The following is a 16,573-nucleotide window of genomic DNA, read 5'->3' as shown; positions in this document are numbered from 1 at the left end:
GAACATGCGGCTCGACCTCTGGGAACGGCGCCTGGCACGGCTCACCGAAGCCGCTCCCTACGCGCTGCTGGCGATCTCCACGGCGCTGGCGTGGCTCACCGACGGCCGCTCCGGGGCCGACCGGCTGGGCACGCCGGCCATCGCCCTGCTGGCCGGCGCCTGGATCCTGTGGATGGTGACCCTGCGTCCCGGCGGGCAGGCGCGCCCGTTCCTGATGGGGATCTACTGCGCGGGGCTGCTGGTCCTCATCGCGGTGCTGGTCTCCAGGAGCTTCTGGTTCATCCCGTTCTTCGGCTTCACCGGCTACCTGCACTCCTGGCGGTTCCTGCCGGGGAGCTGGAAGCTGGCGGGGGTCACCGGCACCGCCGCGATCACGGTGACCGCCGTCTACGGAGGGCCGCCCGCCACCCTGTCCGCGGCCCTGTTCCACCTGCTGTTCGTCGGGGCCATCGTGGGGATGGTCGCGCTGTTCAGCTTGGTGGGAGAGGTGACGGCCGAGCAGAGCGCGCAGCGCAAGGAGATGATCGCGGAGCTGGCCGAGGCCAACAGCCGGCTGGAGGCGACGATGCGGGAGAACACCGGGCTGCACGCGCAGTTGCTGGTCCAGGCCCGGGAGGCCGGAGTGCTGGACGAGCGCCAGCGGGTGGCACGGGAGATCCACGACACGATCGCCCAGGGGCTGGCCGGGATCATCACCCAGGTCCAGGCGGCCAGGCAGGCCGGGCAGTGCCCCGCCGAACAGGAGCGTCATCTGGACAACGCCGTCCGGCTGGCCCGGGAGAGTCTCACCGAGGCCCGCCGTACCGTGCACGCCGTGGGCCCGCAGGTCCTGGAGACGGCCCGCCTCCCCGACGCGCTGGCGGACGTGGCACGTCGCTGGTCGCACATCAGCGGGGTGGCCGTCGAGGTCGCCACGACCGGTACGGCACGGCCCCTGCACCCCGAGGTCGAGGTGACCCTGCTGCGCGCGGCGCAGGAGGCGCTGGCCAACGTTGCCGGCCACGCGCACGCCTCCCGGGTCGGGCTTACGCTCTCCTACATGGGCGAGGTGATCACGTTGGACGTCCGTGACGACGGCGTCGGGTTCCGGCCCGGCCCCGCAGGCGCGGGCGGCGGCTTCGGCCTGGCCGCCATGCGGCAGCGGGTGAGCAGGCTCGCCGGGACGCTGGAGATCGAGTCGGAGCCCGGTCAGGGCACCGCCGTCTCCGCGAGCCTGCCGGCGATCTCGCTGGAGGCCCGCGATGGGTGACCCTCCCATCCGGCTGCTGGTCGCCGACGACCATCCCGTCGTCCGCGACGGCCTGCGCGGCATGTTCAGCCGCGATCCGCGGTTCGAGGTGGTCGGCGAGGCCGGCGATGGGGCCGAGGCGGTCGCCCTCGCCGAGGAGCTGCGCCCCGACGTGATCCTGATGGATCTGCGGATGCCCCGGATGGACGGTGTGACGGCGATCAGACGGCTGACCGAGCGCGGCGTCACGGCGGGCGTCCTCGTGCTCACCACCTACGACACCGACAGCGACGTCCTGCCCGCCGTCGAGGCGGGAGCCACCGGCTACCTGCTCAAAGACGCGCCGCAGGAGGATCTGATCCGGGCGGTCCAGTCGGCGGCCCGCGGCGAGGCCGTACTCTCCCCGTCGGTGGCGACCCGCCTCCTCGGCCGGATGCGGACCCCCGTGGAGCCGCTGAGCCCGCGCGAGCTGGAGGTCCTCGGCCTGATCGCCCGGGGGGCCACCAACCGGGAGGCCGCCCGCCGCCTGTTCATCAGCGAGGCGACGGTCAAGACCCACCTGCTGCACATCTACGCCAAGCTCGGCGTGAACGACCGCGCGGCCGCCGTGGCGGTGGCGTTCGAACGCGGCGTGCTGACGCTCGGCCCCCGGTAGACGCGCTGACACCCGGCCCAGCCGACGGGGGCGGCCGGAGCGCGCGGCCCCGGACCGGCCGCCCGCCGAGCGGCGGCGCGGGCCGTACGTCCCGCCGGCCGCGCGGGGTCGCTAGCGGTTCTGCGGGGTGATGTTGAGGTTGCTGCCCTGCGGGACCGGGACCACCGACACCTGCCCCTTCTGGATGGCCTGCCAGAGCACGGCGCCCTGCGGGCCGAGGACCTTGACGAGGTCCTTGATGGATTCGAGCTCGGTGCGGACCTTGGCGTTGCGCTGGGCCTGGGCGATGTTCTCCGCCTTGGCGGCCTGCTCGGAGGCGAGCGCGCTCACCAGGGCCTCCGGCGGCTCGGGCTTCTGGATCGTCAGGGAGATGTCGCCGCAGTCACCGCCGCCGGAGTAGTTCTGGTTGCAGAAGTAGTCGGCCCCGGCCGTCTCCTTGATGAACTCCCGGGCCAGCACCCCGACCCGCGCCTCCCATGCCTGCTTCACCTTGGGGTCGTTGAACAGCCCCCGCCACTCGAACTCCTGGGACGCGGCGTCCAGCGCCCGGTCCAGCGGCACCCGCAGGTAGATGTTGAGCATCCGCCGCCACCCCTCCGACTCGCCGTCCTCGTAGTAGGCGCGGTACTTCAGCCCGATCTTCTCGTGGAAGCGCTGCAGCGTCTTGCACTCGGTGTTCAGCGTGAACGTCGCCACCCCGGACACGGTCATCTCGACGTTGTCCTTGGAGACCACCGACAGCGGCTTGGACTCGGCGTCCTCGGCCCCGGTGAAGTCGAAGGTCCGCTGGCCGAACGGGTAGGAGTAGCCCGTGTCGCCGGGGCCGAGCAGCGTGGCGCCGCTGGAGGGGTTGATGCATTTCTCGAACTTGATGGCCTCGAAGGTGCCGCCCGCGTAGTGCAGGACCATCTCGTCGGGCTGGGTGCTCACCCGGGAGCACCCGCTGAGGACGAAGCCGGAGACCACCACCACGGCGACCGCCAGCAGGAACCCCTTCAGCAGCAGCCGCCGGCCGCCGGTCTTCTGCGCCTTCTGCGCGCTCATCGCCTCTCCCTTTGCTCCCGGTTCACCGAAGGCGGATCCTAGTGCCGCCCGGCGGCGTCCGGCAGGCCCCCGCCGGGCGGGAACCGGGGGACGCCGAGCGGCGGAGTAGGGGTGAGGGCGCGGACGCGCCCCGGAAGGAACTCTCCTGATGACTGGACGAAACGGGTGGTGACGCTGGCGCTCCCCCAACAGGCCGGAGTGCCCACGCTGCCTCCGCCCTCCGATGACGCGGCGCTGATCAAGGAGTCTCTGGCGGATCCCGACAGGTTCGCCGGGCTCTTCGACCGGCACGCCGACGAGATCCATCGGTATGCGGCGCGGCGGCTGGAGGACGTCACCACGGCCGACGACGTGACGGCCGAGACGTTCCTGGTCGCGTTCCGCAAACGGGCCCGCTACGACCTGCGCAGGACCGACGCCAGACCCTGGCTGTACGGCATCGCCTCGAACCTGATCTCCGGCCACCGCAGGGCCGAGGTCCGCAGGCTCAAGGCACTGGCCCGACAGGCCCCGGAACCGGCGGCCGAGTTCGAGGAGCGCAGCGCCGAGCGGGTCACCGCCGCCCGGCTCCGGCCCGCGCTGGCCGCCGCGCTGGCCGGGCTCAGCTCCGCCGAGCGGGACCTGCTCCTGCTGGTGGCCTGGGCCGAACTGACCTACGAGGAGGCCGCCCAGGCGCTCGGCATCCCGATCGGGACCGTGCGGTCCCGGCTCTCCCGCACCCGGACCAAGATCCGCCGCTCACTGGAGTCGCACGCATGAACAACGACGAGATCGAGATGATGGCCGGCATCCGCCCGGACGCGCCGCCGTACGGCCAGGAGGCGAAGAACGCGGCCCGGCGGAGGCTGGCCGCGGCCACCACGGCCACCGCGGGCCGCGGGCCGCTGTGGCGCAGGCCCTACGCGGTGGCACTGGCCGGAGCGCTCGCGGTGGCGGCCACCGTGGCCGTGACGGTCACGGTGCGGGCGCCGGAGCCGCAGATAGGCGGCGCCGAGGTGGTGGTGGCGATGCCCAAGATCGCCCCCATGTCGGCGACCGAGGTGCTCGGCAGGGCCGCGCGGGCGGCCGCGCGCAGCGACCTCGAACCGCGTGACGACCAGTTCGTCAAGGTCGAGTCGCAGACGATGTACGGCGCGTTCGGAGGCATGGGCACCGACGCCGACGGCAACACGCAGACCGAGTGGCGGTATCTCTACCGGACCAAGCGGGCCATCTGGCAGTCCGCCAACGGGGAGAAGGACGGCGCGCTGAGGATCGAACATCTGGAGCCGCGCGCCTATCCCGGCTGGCCCGTCCCGCCGGAGGCCCACCGCGACAGCGGCACCGAGTGGAGCCGGCTGCCGATCTGCGGGAAGGCCCCCGACCACCTGCGCACCGACTACGCCAGCCTGAAGAAGCTGCCCGCCGACGCCGAGGGGATGCGCGCCCACCTCTACACGGGCGAGCGCGGCGGCAACTCCAAGGACGGGGCCGCGTGGACCGCCGCCGGCGACATGCTGCGGGAGAACTACCTTCCCCCGGCGCAGCGGGCGGCGCTGTTCCAGGCCGTGGGGACGATCCCCGGGGTCGACGTCGTACGGGACGCCGAAGACGCGGCGGGCCGCCGGGGCATCGGCGTGGGCCGGGTCTCCGCGGGCGTGCGGGAGGACCTGATCTTCGACCCGGACACCTACGAGCTCCTGGGCGAGCGGGGCGTGGTGGTCGACGAGAAGACGGCCAAGTCCCCGGTGGGCAGCCTGGTCGCCTCGACCGCCCAGCTCTCGGTCACCGTGGCCGACTCCCCGCCCGACGCGCCCGAGCTGGCGGCGGACACGGCCTCCACCTGCCCGGAGCCGGTGGGCAAGACCGGGTGAGCCGGCCGGGCCGGGGCGGGCGGTCTCGGCGGCCGGCTGACGCTCCCGCGAGCCGTACAGTCAGGGGATGAGCAACCTGGAAACAGTCCCGAGGGAGACCCGGTGCACCGCGACCGCCGCGGCCAGGCCGGTCGTCGAGCGGCTGACCGGCCACGCGGTGGCGCTGGGCGGGCCACGCGCGATGACGGTCACCCGCACGCTGCCCAGCCGGGGGCGGCGGATGGTCGGCGCGTGGTGCTTTCTCGACGACTACGGTCCCGAGATCGCGGCCATGCGCGTGCCGCCGCACCCGCACACCGGGCTGCAGACGGTCACCTGGCTGCTCTCGGGTGAGGTGCTGCACCGCGACAGCCTCGGCAGCCTGCAGGAGGTGCGGCCGGGCCAGCTCAACCTGATGACGGCGGGGCGCGGCATCTCCCACTCGGAGGAGTCGGCCGAGGCGCTGCTGCACGGCGTGCAGCTCTGGGTGGCCCTGCCCGACGGCGACCGGCACACGGCCCCGCACTTCGAGCACCACGCCGACCTGCCGGTCCTGGAGGAGGGTGACGCGCGGATCACCGTGATCATGGGATCGCTGGGCGGCGCCGTCTCCCCGGCCCGCGCCTACACGCCGCTGGTCGGCGCGGAGATCACGCTGTCCGGCGGCGCCGACCTGCCCTTGGAGCCCGGCTTCGAGCACGCGGCTCTCCTGCTGTCCGGCGACGTCGAGGCGGCCGGCTCACGGCTGGAGCGCGGGGCGCTGCTGTACCTCGGCTCCGGCCGGCCGGAGCTGCGGCTGCGCGGGCAGGGCCGCCTCCTGCTGCTGGGCGGCGAGCCGTTCGACGAGGAGATCGTGATGTGGTGGAACTTCATCGGCCGCAGCCACGACGAGATCGTCGCCTTCCGGCAGGAGTGGGCGGAGGGTGCGGAGGACGGGGTCTTCGGCACCGTCCGGGGATTCGACGGCGCCCCGCTGCCGGCCCCCGCCCTGCCGACGACCCAGCTGAAGCCCAGGGGCCGCGTCCGCTGACGACCCGGCCAAAACCCAGGGGCCGCGTCCGCCGACCGGCCCGCGGCTGGGGCCGGCGCGGGGCGGTGCGCCGGCGCAGACGTGACGCTCTTTTTAGCGGAGGCTTAGCACGGCCCTATCTTGATCGCGGCAGATCTAGATCCATGAAACAGATCACCGCGATCGCCATCGCGACCATCGGAACCGCGGCCCTCCTGGCCGGCGGGGGCGGCACCGCCCTCGCCGCGGGCCGGGCCGCCTCCTCCGCCACCGTGTCCGCCGCCACCGCGCCGGCCGCCGTGACGGACATCTCCTACTACAAGGCCGCCGAGATCGCCCGCAAGCGCGTCCTCGGCGGGCGCGTGACCAAGGTCGAGCGCGAGTGGGAGTACGGCCAGGCCGTCTGGAAGGTCGAGCTGCGCAGGAACGACTGGGAGTACGACGTCCACGTGTCGGCCACGACCGGTGAGATCATCAGGCTCAAGCGCGACCACCGGGAGTGATCAGCAGGAGTTCAGCACGGCCTTCATGGCGTCCTTCTCCGCGGACGTCACCCACAGGTCGTACTTGACCTTCACATCGATCTGGCGCGAGACATAGGTGCACCGGTAGGCGCGGCGCGGCGGCAGCCAGGTCGCCGCGTCACCGGCGCCCTTCTGGCCGTTCAGCGGGCCGTCGGCGGCCAGCAGGTTGAGCGGGTCGTTGGCGAGCTCCTTGCGCTTGCTCGCCGGCCACTGCTGGGCGCCCTTCTGCCACGCGTCGGCGAGGGCGACCACGTGGTCGATCTGCACCGCCATGCTGGTCTTCTGGCCGCGCTCGAACTTGATGGTCTTGCCGCTGTAGGGGTCGTCGAGGACCCCGCTCAGCACGATGCAGTCATGGGTGCCCGGTCTGAACGTCTCATCCTTGAGGTCGCGCTTGAGGATGTCGTTACGGGTGTCACAGCCGTTGTGGTCGACATCCGACCAGGCGGGACCGAACTTCTCCCGGTCGAACCCGGTCATCGGGGCACGGCCCTTGACCTGCAACTTCTCCAGGCTCTTGAGCGCCGAGGCAGCGGAGGTCCCCTGGTCGGCGAGCCGGCCGTCGGCCCCCTGCCCCACGAGGCCGCAGCCCGCCAATGTGAACGCGGTCGCCGCGGCGACCGCACCTCGTCCCAGCGCCGACCGCACTCTGCCACCTCTCACGCGCATTGACTACCCATGAAGTGGCAAATTACCCCATATATCGAACGGATCGCGTGAGCCCCCGCCCGGGACGCCTCAGATCCGCCCGTAGGAGTCTTCGAGACGCTCGATGTCGTCCTCGTCGAAGTGGCCGAAGGCGATCTCCAGGATCCTGGTGGCCTGGCCGGCGGAGCTGAGGCGGTGGGTCTGGCCCGCCCGGATGAGCACGCGGTCGCCGACCGAGGGCTCGATCCGCTCACCGTCGATCTCGAACACCGCGCCGGGGTCGAGGGCCACCCACAGCTCGTCCCGGTGCTCGTGCCGCTGCAGGCTGAGCCGCTGCCCGGGCGCCACGTCAATGATCTTCACGGTGGACGTCTCGTTGAGCGTGTAACGCTCGAAGCCACCCCAGGGGCGCTCGTCGCGAACGATCGCGCCGAGCCGGTCGATCTCCAGCAAGATGCCTCCATCCGCTTCCGTCATATGACGGGAACTCTTGCACACGTGCGTAACGGATCCGCGTGCTCCACGGAACCGGACACTTAACCGGGAGAATACGATTACCTTCGGTGCCCGGGAGGCTCAGGTGACGAGGATGCCGCCGTCCACCGGGATCACCGCCCCGGTCACGTAGGAGCCGGCGTCGGAGGCGAGGAAGACCGCCGCCGCGACGAGCTCGGCCGGGTCACCGGGACGCTTCATCAGGACGCGGTGTTCGAGCTGCCACGCCATGTATCCCTCGGCGTACTGCTCGGTCATCTCCGAGGCGAAGAAGCCGGGCTCGACGCAGTTGACCCGGATGCCGCGCCGGCCGGTCCACTGCTGGGCCAGGTCGCGGGTGAGCCCGACGACCGCGGCCTTGGAGGCGCTGTAGGCGGCCTGCGGCAGTCCGGCCGTGGTCTCCCCCAGGACGCTGCCGATGTTGACGATCGAGGAGCCCGGCTTCATGACCCGGGCACAGGCCTGCGCCATCCAGTAGGTGCCGTGCAGGTTGATCTCCACGACCTGCCGGAACTGCTCGGGCGTCTCCTTGAGCGCGGGCACCGCCGTACCGACACCGGCGTTGTTGATCAGAATGTCCACCGCGCCCAGCTCGGTGACCGCCGCCTCGACCAGCGCCTGGCAGTCTTCGGGGCTGGTCACGTCGGTCACCACGGCCACACACCGCCTGCCGGTCTCCTCGACCAGGCGCCGGGTCTCCTCAAGGCGGTCCTTGCGGCGGGCGCCGATCACGATGTCCGCGCCCGCCTCGGCCAGGCCCCGCGCGAACGCGACGCCGAGCCCCGAGGAGGCGCCGGTGACGATCGCGACCTTGCCGTCCAGCCGGAATCGGTCCAGCATCCAGATCCTCCTCTTGCGCACCGGACTCGCCGCGCCCACGCACCGGGCTCACCTGGGAGCCCCGGGGCGCGGAACGCACAGAATGAGATTCTAGAGGCGGGGAGCGCACCGTCCGTGAGGGGGTCGCCTCACGGGCGGTGCGGTGAGTCCGGAGCCGGCGGCCGGGCGCCCGGGAGCCGGGGCCCCGCGCGGCGGTCGGACCGGCGCGCGGCCCCGGCGGCGCTCAGAGCCGCCGGAGAGCCCGCCTACAGGCCGTACTCCTTGGTGATGCGCTCGTGCCGCTCCACCTCGACGTCGACGGCCTTGGCCAGGTCGAGCCAGGCCAGCGGGTGCACCCAGCGCTCGGTGGCGTCGTCGAGCAGCGCGTCCACCTCGACCGGCGTGACGTCCGGCGGGACCGCGACCCAGCCGAACACGCCGGGCAGCCGCTCACCCGAGGTCGGGTGGGTCACGGTGTAGTTCTCGTCGCTGTAAACCCACATCGGCCAGCCGCGCTCGGCCATGACGTCGTTGAACTCGGTCCAGTCGGCCTCGCTGGGGGCCGCGCCGTCGAAGAACCAGCTCGTGTAACCGCCCGGACGGAGCATGCTGACCGCGGCGAACGGCGGGATGAAACCCTCCTGGTCCTCGGGCTTCTCCGGGATCGGCTCCAGCAGCTGCGGGTCGAAGACCACCAGGTCGCCGGCGTTGTAGTCCATGCCGGGGGGCTGCGGGATGGCCAGGCGGGCGGTCGCCGGACCGGTGCGCACGCTGATGACCGCGCGCTGGCTGCCGTCGGGGGCGGGCAGGATGATGCGCACCAGGCCCATCTCCTCCTCGATCGGCCCCTCGGTCGACTGCAGCGGCATGCCGACCGCGGCGGCGCCCGCGCGGACGGTCTCCCAGTCCTCGGCGGCCGTCGCCATGGTGATCATCCGCCAGATGTCCTCCTGCTCGACCTCCCCGGCGTCGAGGAGGTCACGCAGGATCTTGGCGCCCTTAGCGTTGTCGCCGGTCTGCTGCACCGCCATCGACCACAGCCGGCTCGCCTCGGCGCCCGCGCCGGCGGCGACCGCCGCCTCCCCCTCGGCCGCGGCCTGCTCCCAGCGCTCCCGGGCGCGGTGCAGGCGGCCCAGGGCCAGATGGCGCTGGGCGTCGGGGAGCCGCTCGGCCATCTGCTCCAGGCGCTCGTCCTGGCGGGCCTCGATCAGCAGACCGGTGAGGTAGGAGACGTCCTGCGGGTCGGCGGTCTCGATGCCGCCGGACTCGACCAGCATGGTCCAGTAGACGTCGGCGCCCTTGGCGGGGTAACCGAGGAAGCCCATCGTGGTGGTGTGCCGGCGGGTGGCCGCCAGGTCCTGCCCGGACAGCGGGGCCAGCCAGCCCACCCAGTCTTCGGGGTCGGCGTTGAAGCCGTCGGCGGCGTCGAAGTAGCCGACCAGCTCGGCCTGCGGACCGGGGGCCTCCTTCGGGGTGGTCCCGTCGGCGGCGGCGCGCAGCGCGGCGATCCGCTCGGCGACGTCACCGGGGGCCTTGAGCTCACCGGCGGCGGACTCGGCGACCTCGGCCAGCAGGCGGGCCTGCCACACACCCTGCCGGGCGATGGCCAGGTCACCGGCGACGAGCGCGAGGTCGACCCGCGCGCGGTAGCCGCCCATCATGGCGAAGTAGTCGATCCACTGCTTGAGCACCCGGCCGAGCTGCCAGCTGTTGGTGATCCGGCCGGACCCGGCGAGCTCGCGGATGGCGTGCGTCCACTCGACCCAGTCGCGCGGGTGCTCGCCGACCACGTCGAGGTCGGGCAGGGCGTCGACGGACTCCTGCACCTGGCCCAGGGTGGCGAGCACGAGCGCGCGCAGCACGCCCTCACGGTGCGGCTTGGCCACCGGGTCGTCGGGCTTGAACCCCGTCGCGGCGTCGAGCGCGGTGAGCGCGTCCTGCGCGCGGCCGGCGGCCAGGAGCGCGCGGACCGAGGCCGCGCCCAGCTCCCAGCTCGCCTCGCGGCCGGCGTCGCCCAGCCTCGCCACGGCGGACTCGGCGTGGATGACCGCCTCCGCGCCCCGGCCGGCGTCCATCAGGGCCGCGACGTACTGCTCGGCGATGGCGGAGAAGGCCAGCGATTCAGGGCCGACCTCGGCGGCGGCCAGGGCCGCCAGCCGCTCGGCCGCGTAGCCGGGGCCGTCGGTGTTGGCCTGCGCGACGGCCAGCGCGATGACGGCGCCGGGGGCGGCCGGGCACTCACGGACGTCTTCGCGCCCGGCGAACTCGACGAGCGTCTCCGCGTCGGCCATCGCGACCGCGCCCTGGGCCCGGTCGCCGACGCGGCCGATGAGGTGCCAGTAACGGGCGTAGAACTCAAGCCAGGGCAGCTCCAGGTTCTCCGCCTGCTGCGCGATGGCCGGCGCGAGCACGTCGAGCTGCGAGTATCGGCCCTCCAGCGCCTGCGCGGGCACATCGCCGATCGCCATGGCCAGACCGGTGTGCCCGGCTTCGTGCAGTTGCCGCTGGGTGTCGCCGACCCAGGCCCAGATGTCCACGTCCATGGGACGTCAGTCTGCCAGGTCGGCGAGCATGCCCCAAACGACTCGGCTCACGGGTGTGCCCTCACAGGGTGAGTTCGCCCGAAGCGACCAGAGTGGCGGGGCCGGACAGATAGCTGGTGTGCTCGTCGAGCGTGACCGTCACGGTGCCGCCCAGGACCTCGACCGCCCAGGTGCCGGTGGTCTCTCCGGACAGCTGCGCGGCGGCCACGGCCGAGGCGACCGCGCCGGTGCCGCAGGAGCGCGTCTCGCCCGAGCCCCGCTCGAAGACCCGCACCACGACCCGGCGCGGCCCCACCGGGTTGAGCAGCTCGATGTTCACCCCGGCCGGGAAGATCTCCGGGTCGAACGCGGGCTGGTGGCTCAGGTCGAGCTGGGCCACCGGGTCGCCGATGACGCAGGCCAGGTGGGGGTTGCCCATGTCGACGTGGAGGCCCTCGTACTCCCGGCCCGCCACGGACGTGCGGCTGCCGCCCAGCAGCCGGGGCAGCCCCATGTCGACGGTCACGTCGCCGGTCTCCGCCAGCCGTACGCGCTTGACCCCCGCCCGGGTCGCCACCCCGAACTCACCCGGCCCCGCCAGCCCCGCCTCGACCAGGTAGCGGGCGAAGACCCGCACGCCGTTGCCGCACATCTCGGGGATGCCGCCGTCGGCGTTGCGATAGTCCATGAACCACTCGGCCGCATCCGCCTGGTCGGCCACCTCGGGGCTGAGCTTCGTCGGCATCACGTGCAGCACGCCGTCGGCGCCGATCCCGGCGCGCCGGTCGCACACCGCGGCCACGAGCGCGGCCGACAGCTCCAGCTCACCGTCGGGGTCGGGAAGTATGACGAAGTCGTTCTCGGTTCCGTGTCCCTTTGCGAATCGCATATTCCGACTCTAGGCCCTGTCCGTCACAGCTCCCGCGGCGAGCGGGGGCCCGCCCCGGCGCCCCGGCGGCCCCCCGGCCCCCGCGCCGCCGAGGTCACCGGCGCACCCGCGCGAGCGCCTGGTCGAGGAGGTCCGGAGCCTGCTGGGGGAGCCAGACCACCCGGGGGTCGCGGCGGAACCACGACTCCTGACGGCGGACGAACCTGCGCGTCGCCCGTACCGTCTCCTCCATCGCCTGCCGCTCGGTCCACTCCCCGTCGAGGAAGCGCAGCACCTGGGCGTAGCCGAGCGCGCGGCTGGCCGTACGGCCCCCGGCGAGCCCCCGCGCGGCGAGCTCCCGGACCTCCGCCACCAGCCCGGCCTCCCACATGCGCTCCACCCGCGAGGCGACCCGCGCGTCCAGCACCTCTCTGGGCACCTCCACGCCCAGCTGCACGCTGTCGTAGACGGCGTCGTAGGACGGCATCGTGGCCGAGAACGGCCGTCCGGAGAACTCGACGACCTCCAGCGCGCGGACGATCCTGCGGCCGTTGCCGGGCAGGATCGCCTCGGCGGCCCTGGGGTCGCACTCGCGGAGGCGCTCGTACAGCGGCGCCGGGCCCGTGCGCTCCAGCTCCGCCTCCAGCCGGGCGCGGATCTCCGGATCGGTGCCGGGGAACTCCAGGCCGTCGAGGGCGGCCCGCACGTAGAGTCCGGAACCGCCCACCAGGATCGGCACGACGTCCCTGTCCCGCAGGCCGTCGATGATCGGCCGGACCAGCGCCTGGTATTCGGCCACACTCGCGGTCCTGGTCACGTCCCAGATGTCGAGCAGATGGTGCGGGACCCCACGGCGCTCGGCCAGGGACAGCTTCGCCGTTCCGATGTCCATTCCCCGGTAGAGCTGCATGGAGTCGGCGTTGATGACCTCGCCCCCCAGTTCGAGGGCGAGGTCCACGGCGAGATCGGACTTCCCGGCCGCCGTGGGCCCGATGACGGCGATGACTGGTAGTTGACGCACGGGACAAGTGTGTCAACTCATCAGGGGTGCATGAGAGACGGTGCTCGGCGGGACCGCGGGACGTCTTTTGACACGGGTTTCCGTTTCCCCGGACCCAGAACCGGACATATCCCATCAAGAAGCCATCAAACCGGTCCTTTTGCCCCATCAGTTCGCATCACGGTAATTGGGGGAACAGCCTATGTCGATCTTCGACAAGTTCCGGAGCATGCTCGGCGAGCACGGCGCCAAGGCCGAAGAGCTCGCCAACCAGGGCATCGACAAGGCAGCACAGATGGCCAAGGACAAGACAGGCGGCAAGTACGACCAGTACATCGACGCCGCGGCTGATCAGGCCAGGCAGCGGGCGGACATGATCGACGGCCGGACCGGGACGTCCCCGGCCCCCGGCGAGACGGTCACGCCCCGGGTCCCTGGCGAGCCCGACACCTCACAGTCCCTTGGCGAGACCGGGACGTCCCAGGCCCCTGGCGAGACAGGCGCGCCTCGGAGCTCCGGTGAGGCCGGCCGGCCTCCGCACACCGGTTGAGCGATGCGACTTCTGACGCGGACCGCCCGGCGAAGCCCCCGGGCGGCTCCCGCGCGTCCCGCCCGGCCCCGACCGGCCCCGACCGGTTCAGTCCCAGTCGAGTGTCGGCTGCAGGTAGCCCTCCATGGTCAGCAGCCACCGCTTGGACTCCACGCCCTCTCCCCCGCTGAAACCGCCCAGCCCGTTCCCGGCGACGACCCGGTGGCACGGGACGATGATGGGGATGGGGTTGGCCCCCATGATCGATCCGATCGCGCGCGCGGGCACCCCGGTCCCGCTCCGCGCGGCGAGCTCGCCGTAGGTCACGGCCTGGCCGTAGGCCACCGTCTCGTACAGCGTGCCGAGCACCCTGCGCTGCACCGGCGAGGTCAGCCGCCAGTCCACCGGGACGCTGAAGGCCCGCAGGTCGCCCGCGTAGTATCCGGCCAGCTCGCCGAGTGCCGCGGCCGTCCGGCCGGGGTCGTCCACCTCGACCAGCTTGAGCCCCTCCAGGATGCGGGCCCTGAGCCCCTCCCGGCTGCTCCAGCCGACCCCGGCCACGCCGGCCTCCGTGACGGCGACGAGCATGTCCCCCAGCGGTGTCGGGACACTCCCGAACGCCACGGTTCCTACCATGTGGACTGTGTCCCTTCGCGAACTCGTCGTCCTCGGCACCTCAAGCGCGGTGCCCACCCGCCACCGTAACCACAACGGATATCTCCTGCGCTGGGACGGTCAGGGCTTCCTGTTCGACCCCGGCGAGGGCACCCAGCGCCAGATGCTCCACGCGGGCGTCGGCTCCCACGACATCACCTGGATCTGCGTGACCCACTTCCACGGCGACCACTGCCTGGGGGTCCCCGGGATCGTCCAGCGCATCGCCCGGGACGGCGTCGCCCACCAGGTCCAGGCGGCCTATCCCGCCGGCGGTGAGACCTACTGGCGCCGCCTGCGCCACGCCAGCTCCTTCGCCGACACCTCGGTGATCGCCGAGCGTCCGCTCTCCGGGCCGGTCGCGGCCTTCGAGGCGGGCCCGGTGACGCTCACCGCGCGCCCGCTCTCCCATCCCGTCGAATCCTACGGCTACCGCCTCGACGAGCCGGACGGCCGCCGGATGCTCCCCGAGCTCCTCGCCGAACGGGGGATCGGCGGCCCGTCGGTCGGCGAGCTGCAGCGCACCGGCACGGCGACCGCCCCGGACGGGTCCGTCGTCCACCTGGCCGACTGCAGCGAGCCCCGGCCCGGCCAGAGCGCGGCGTTCATCATGGACACCCGGCTGTGCGAGGGCGCGTTCGCCCTCGCCGAGGGCGTGGACCTACTGATCATCGAGTCGACGTTCCTGTCCTCCGAGGCCAGGCTGGCCGAGGAGTACGGCCATCTGACCGCCGCCCAGGCGGGCCGGATCGCCGCCGAGTCCGGCGCCCGCAGCCTGGTCCTGACCCACTTCTCCGAACGCTACGACGCCGGCGACGGGCCCCGCTTCCTGGAGGAGGCCCACGGGTCCTTCGACGGCGACGTCGTCCTCGCCCATGACCTGATGCGCGTCCCCGTCCCCCGGCGGGACCACGGGACCTCTCACCGGCGGGCGCGCAGCCAGGCGGCGAAGGCGTCGAGCCCCTCCTGAGCCCCGTGCCGGCCCACCCCCAGGCGGAAGCGGTCGGCGGGGACGTCGGTGAGCTCGGAGCGATAGAGGCCCGAGGGCAGCAGCAGCACGCCGGCCTCCTCGACCAGGCTCTCGCAGAAGTCGTCCACCGAGCCGGGCCCCAGGTAGCGGGGGAAGCAGACGCAGCCGCCCTCGGGCGGCGCCCACTCGAACAGATCGGCGAACTCGGCGAAGAAGGCGTCGAAGAGCGGCAGGTTGGCGGCGATGATCCCGCGGTTGCGGGCCAGGATCGCCTCCCGTGACTTCACCGCGATCCGGGCGAGGATCTCGCTCGGCGCCGCGTTGCAGATGGAGGTGTAGTGCTTGGCCCGCTCCAGCCTGCTCAGCAGCTCGGGGTCGCGGCAGGCGATCCAGCCGACCCGCAGCCCGGGCAGGCCGTACGCCTTGGAGACCACGTTGAGCGACAGCGCCCGGGGGGACAGGTCGGCGGCCTGCGGCAGGACGCGCGCGGGGTCGAGCTCCAGCCCGCGGTAGACCTCGTCGCTGAACAGGCGGATCCCCCGCGCGTCGCACAGCTCCACCAGGCGCCGGAAGTCGGCCTCCGGGATCAGCTTCCCCGTCGGGTTGTTGGGGAAGTTCACCGAGACCACCCGGGTGTTGGGCCGCAGCGCCGCCTCGACCGCCCCGATGTCGAGGGCGAAGTCCCGTCCGGCGTCCAGCGCCACCCCGGTGACCTCGCACAGCGACAGCGGGACCGTCTCGGCCGCCTGGTAGTTCGGGGTGATCACGACGGCGTGGCCGCCGGGGCCGAGCAGGACCCGCATCGCCAGGTAGATGCCCTCCTCCGCGCCGGCGAAGCACAGGACGTCCTGGGGCCGCACACCGGTGTAGGTGGCCGCGATCGCCTCCCGCAGGCCGGGGTCGCCGAACGTCTCGGTGTAGCCGAGCCGCAGCTCCGCCCAGGCCCGGCGGTCCTCGTCGTCGGCGAGCGCGAGCAGCTCCGCCATCGACATGGTCTCCGCGTCCGAGGCGGTCAGGTGGTGGCGGGCGGCGAACTCCCACCGGGAGAAGTGGGTCTCCAGCTTGAAGTCGGGCAGGAAGGTCATGGCGTGCTCCTGAGATCGGACAGCAGGGTGTAGACGGTTGAACGGGACACCCGCAGCGCCCTGGCCACCACCGGAACGGCCCGCCGCACGCCGAACACGCCGAGCCGGTCGAGCTCGGCCAGCACGGCCAGGCGGTCCTCCCTGGTGAGCTGCTCCAGCGGACGCCCGCGGTCACGGACGAAGGCGCCCACGGTCTCGGCCACCCGTTCGGTCCAGTCCTGCTCGAACAGCGCCCCCGGCCGTTCGGTGACGGGCGCGGCGAAGGCGGTGAGCAGGGCGGCGGCCTGGTCCAGCGGGGTGCGGTCGACGTTGACGCACAGCAGCGCCGAGGGGCGCCCCTCGGCGCCGGTGACGACCGCGCTCACCGAGGACAGCCGCCGGCCGTCGGCGAGCAGCTTCTCGTAGGGCCCGTACACCCCCGACGGGGAGGGGGTCAGCCGGTCGAGCTCGCCGAGCAGCGAGGGGTCGCCGGGCTCCCGCCCGGACATCGGGTTCCAGATCGCCAGGATCTCGTCCCGCTCCGGGTCGTGCAGGACGACTTCGGCGTGCGGGGCGAGCAGGGCGGCGATCGCCGCGCACACGGGCGACCACTGCGCCACCCTCGGATCGTTCATGGTTAGGACAATAAGTCCAATTTGGACTTTCTGTCCAAACGATCGGCGTGCGGACGGGACACGGGGCGGACGCGGGG

The 16,573-nt window shown here is 72.6% G+C and carries 18 protein-coding genes; 8 read left to right on the top strand and 10 right to left on the bottom strand.

Annotated features, from left to right (window positions below; translation table 11 throughout):
* Window positions 1–4: 4 nt before the first annotated feature.
* Entirely contained in the window at window positions 5–1,249 is a 1,245-nt protein-coding gene (locus J2S55_RS02910; protein WP_306857073.1) for a sensor histidine kinase, read from the top strand.
* A complete protein-coding gene (locus J2S55_RS02905; RefSeq protein ID WP_306857071.1) occupies window positions 1,242–1,883 on the top strand; it encodes a response regulator in 642 nt (213 codons plus the stop codon). The genes J2S55_RS02910 and J2S55_RS02905 overlap by 8 nt, the downstream gene beginning before the upstream one ends.
* Window positions 1,884–1,994: 111 nt before the next feature.
* Here the strand turns inward: J2S55_RS02905 and J2S55_RS02900 are convergent, their stop codons facing one another.
* Complete coding sequence (locus J2S55_RS02900; protein ID WP_306857070.1) at window positions 1,995–2,927, bottom strand: SPFH domain-containing protein; 933 nt, start codon at window positions 2,925–2,927, stop codon at window positions 1,995–1,997.
* A gap of 168 nt (window positions 2,928–3,095) precedes the next feature.
* On the opposite strand from J2S55_RS02900, the gene J2S55_RS02895 reads away from it, so the two are divergent.
* The 4 genes from J2S55_RS02895 to J2S55_RS02880 all read left to right on the top strand — a co-directional run bounded on the left by J2S55_RS02895 (window position 3,096) and on the right by J2S55_RS02880 (window position 6,271).
* Window positions 3,096–3,686, top strand: coding sequence for an RNA polymerase sigma factor (locus tag J2S55_RS02895; RefSeq protein ID WP_306857069.1), 591 nt, complete (start codon window positions 3,096–3,098; stop codon window positions 3,684–3,686).
* Window positions 3,683–4,780 carry a CU044_5270 family protein gene (locus J2S55_RS02890; protein ID WP_306857068.1) on the top strand — a complete coding sequence of 366 codons (1,098 nt, stop codon included), beginning with the start codon at window positions 3,683–3,685 and terminating at the stop codon, window positions 4,778–4,780. Before J2S55_RS02895 ends, J2S55_RS02890 begins: the two co-directional genes overlap by 4 nt.
* 67 nt (window positions 4,781–4,847) lie before the next feature.
* Window positions 4,848–5,789 carry a pirin family protein gene (locus J2S55_RS02885; protein ID WP_306857066.1) on the top strand — a complete coding sequence of 314 codons (942 nt, stop codon included), beginning with the start codon at window positions 4,848–4,850 and terminating at the stop codon, window positions 5,787–5,789.
* 143 nt (window positions 5,790–5,932) lie between these two features.
* A complete protein-coding gene (locus tag J2S55_RS02880) occupies window positions 5,933–6,271 on the top strand; it encodes a PepSY domain-containing protein (RefSeq protein WP_306857064.1) in 339 nt (112 codons plus the stop codon).
* Here J2S55_RS02880 and J2S55_RS02875 read toward each other — a convergent pair whose 3' ends face one another.
* The 6 genes from J2S55_RS02875 to miaA form a co-directional block, all read right to left on the bottom strand.
* Window positions 6,272–6,940 carry an HNH endonuclease family protein gene (locus tag J2S55_RS02875; RefSeq protein ID WP_306857062.1) on the bottom strand — a complete coding sequence of 223 codons (669 nt, stop codon included), beginning with the start codon at window positions 6,938–6,940 and terminating at the stop codon, window positions 6,272–6,274.
* A 90-nt stretch (window positions 6,941–7,030) separates the two neighbouring features.
* Window positions 7,031–7,393 (bottom strand): phosphomannose isomerase type II C-terminal cupin domain, encoded by a 363-nt coding sequence (locus tag J2S55_RS02870; protein ID WP_306857060.1) that lies wholly within the window; start codon window positions 7,391–7,393, stop codon window positions 7,031–7,033.
* 123 nt (window positions 7,394–7,516) lie between these two features.
* Entirely contained in the window at window positions 7,517–8,275 is a 759-nt protein-coding gene (locus J2S55_RS02865; protein WP_306857058.1) for an SDR family NAD(P)-dependent oxidoreductase, read from the bottom strand.
* A 245-nt stretch (window positions 8,276–8,520) separates the two neighbouring features.
* Window positions 8,521–10,797 (bottom strand): tetratricopeptide repeat protein, encoded by a 2,277-nt coding sequence (locus J2S55_RS02860; protein WP_306857057.1) that lies wholly within the window; start codon window positions 10,795–10,797, stop codon window positions 8,521–8,523.
* 61 nt (window positions 10,798–10,858) lie between these two features.
* The gene (gene dapF, locus J2S55_RS02855) at window positions 10,859–11,665 is read right to left on the bottom strand and encodes a diaminopimelate epimerase (RefSeq protein ID WP_306857056.1); all 807 of its coding nucleotides are present in this window, start codon (window positions 11,663–11,665) and stop codon (window positions 10,859–10,861) included.
* A 94-nt stretch (window positions 11,666–11,759) separates the two neighbouring features.
* Entirely contained in the window at window positions 11,760–12,665 is a 906-nt protein-coding gene (miaA, locus tag J2S55_RS02850) for a tRNA (adenosine(37)-N6)-dimethylallyltransferase MiaA (protein WP_306857055.1), read from the bottom strand.
* A 181-nt stretch (window positions 12,666–12,846) separates the two neighbouring features.
* On the opposite strand from miaA, the gene J2S55_RS02845 reads away from it, so the two are divergent.
* Window positions 12,847–13,194, top strand: a complete 348-nt coding sequence (locus J2S55_RS02845; protein WP_306857053.1) for an antitoxin — start codon at window positions 12,847–12,849, stop codon at window positions 13,192–13,194.
* A gap of 87 nt (window positions 13,195–13,281) precedes the next feature.
* Here J2S55_RS02845 and J2S55_RS02840 read toward each other — a convergent pair whose 3' ends face one another.
* Window positions 13,282–13,797 (bottom strand): methylated-DNA--[protein]-cysteine S-methyltransferase, encoded by a 516-nt coding sequence (locus J2S55_RS02840; RefSeq protein ID WP_306857052.1) that lies wholly within the window; start codon window positions 13,795–13,797, stop codon window positions 13,282–13,284.
* Window positions 13,798–13,816: 19 nt separating this feature from the next.
* Here J2S55_RS02840 and J2S55_RS02835 point away from each other — a divergent pair, with 19 nt between their 5' ends.
* A complete protein-coding gene (locus J2S55_RS02835; RefSeq protein ID WP_306857051.1) occupies window positions 13,817–14,797 on the top strand; it encodes a ribonuclease Z in 981 nt (326 codons plus the stop codon).
* Here J2S55_RS02835 and J2S55_RS02830 read toward each other — a convergent pair.
* Together J2S55_RS02830 and J2S55_RS02825 are read right to left on the bottom strand one after the other, a co-directional pair.
* Window positions 14,749–15,882: an aminotransferase class I/II-fold pyridoxal phosphate-dependent enzyme gene (locus J2S55_RS02830; protein ID WP_306857050.1), complete on the bottom strand. Its 1,134-nt coding sequence runs from the start codon at window positions 15,880–15,882 to the stop codon at window positions 14,749–14,751. The two genes, J2S55_RS02835 and J2S55_RS02830, sit on opposite strands and share 49 nt — an antisense overlap.
* On the bottom strand, window positions 15,879–16,496 hold the full coding sequence (locus J2S55_RS02825; RefSeq protein ID WP_306857048.1) for a helix-turn-helix transcriptional regulator: 618 nt from the start codon (window positions 16,494–16,496) through the stop codon (window positions 15,879–15,881). Before J2S55_RS02825 ends, J2S55_RS02830 begins: the two co-directional genes overlap by 4 nt.
* Window positions 16,497–16,573: the final 77 nt, after the last annotated feature.

Source organism: Streptosporangium brasiliense (genome assembly GCF_030811595.1).
GTDB classification, from domain to species: Bacteria; Actinomycetota; Actinomycetes; order Streptosporangiales; family Streptosporangiaceae; genus Streptosporangium; species Streptosporangium brasiliense.
Note: the sequence above shows the minus strand (reverse complement) of the source record. Positions and strands in the feature narration are given on the sequence as shown.

Bases quoted from the DNA above. Each gene is read 5' to 3' on its own strand.
- J2S55_RS02910 (WP_306857073.1), top strand. From the start codon at position 5: ATGCGGCTCGACCTCTGGGAACGGCGCCTGGCACGGCTCACCGAAGCC.
- J2S55_RS02905 (WP_306857071.1), top strand. From the start codon at position 1,242: ATGGGTGACCCTCCCATCCGGCTGCTGGTCGCCGACGACCATCCCGTC.
- J2S55_RS02900 (WP_306857070.1), bottom strand. From the start codon at position 2,927: ATGAGCGCGCAGAAGGCGCAGAAGACCGGCGGCCGGCGGCTGCTGCTG.
- J2S55_RS02890 (WP_306857068.1), top strand. From the start codon at position 3,683: ATGAACAACGACGAGATCGAGATGATGGCCGGCATCCGCCCGGACGCG.
- J2S55_RS02885 (WP_306857066.1), top strand. From the start codon at position 4,848: ATGAGCAACCTGGAAACAGTCCCGAGGGAGACCCGGTGCACCGCGACC.
- J2S55_RS02880 (WP_306857064.1), top strand. From the start codon at position 5,933: ATGAAACAGATCACCGCGATCGCCATCGCGACCATCGGAACCGCGGCC.
- J2S55_RS02865 (WP_306857058.1), bottom strand. From the start codon at position 8,275: ATGCTGGACCGATTCCGGCTGGACGGCAAGGTCGCGATCGTCACCGGC.
- J2S55_RS02860 (WP_306857057.1), bottom strand. From the start codon at position 10,797: ATGGACGTGGACATCTGGGCCTGGGTCGGCGACACCCAGCGGCAACTG.
- dapF (WP_306857056.1), bottom strand. From the start codon at position 11,665: ATGCGATTCGCAAAGGGACACGGAACCGAGAACGACTTCGTCATACTT.
- J2S55_RS02845 (WP_306857053.1), top strand. From the start codon at position 12,847: ATGTCGATCTTCGACAAGTTCCGGAGCATGCTCGGCGAGCACGGCGCC.
- J2S55_RS02830 (WP_306857050.1), bottom strand. From the start codon at position 15,882: ATGACCTTCCTGCCCGACTTCAAGCTGGAGACCCACTTCTCCCGGTGG.
- J2S55_RS02825 (WP_306857048.1), bottom strand. From the start codon at position 16,496: ATGAACGATCCGAGGGTGGCGCAGTGGTCGCCCGTGTGCGCGGCGATC.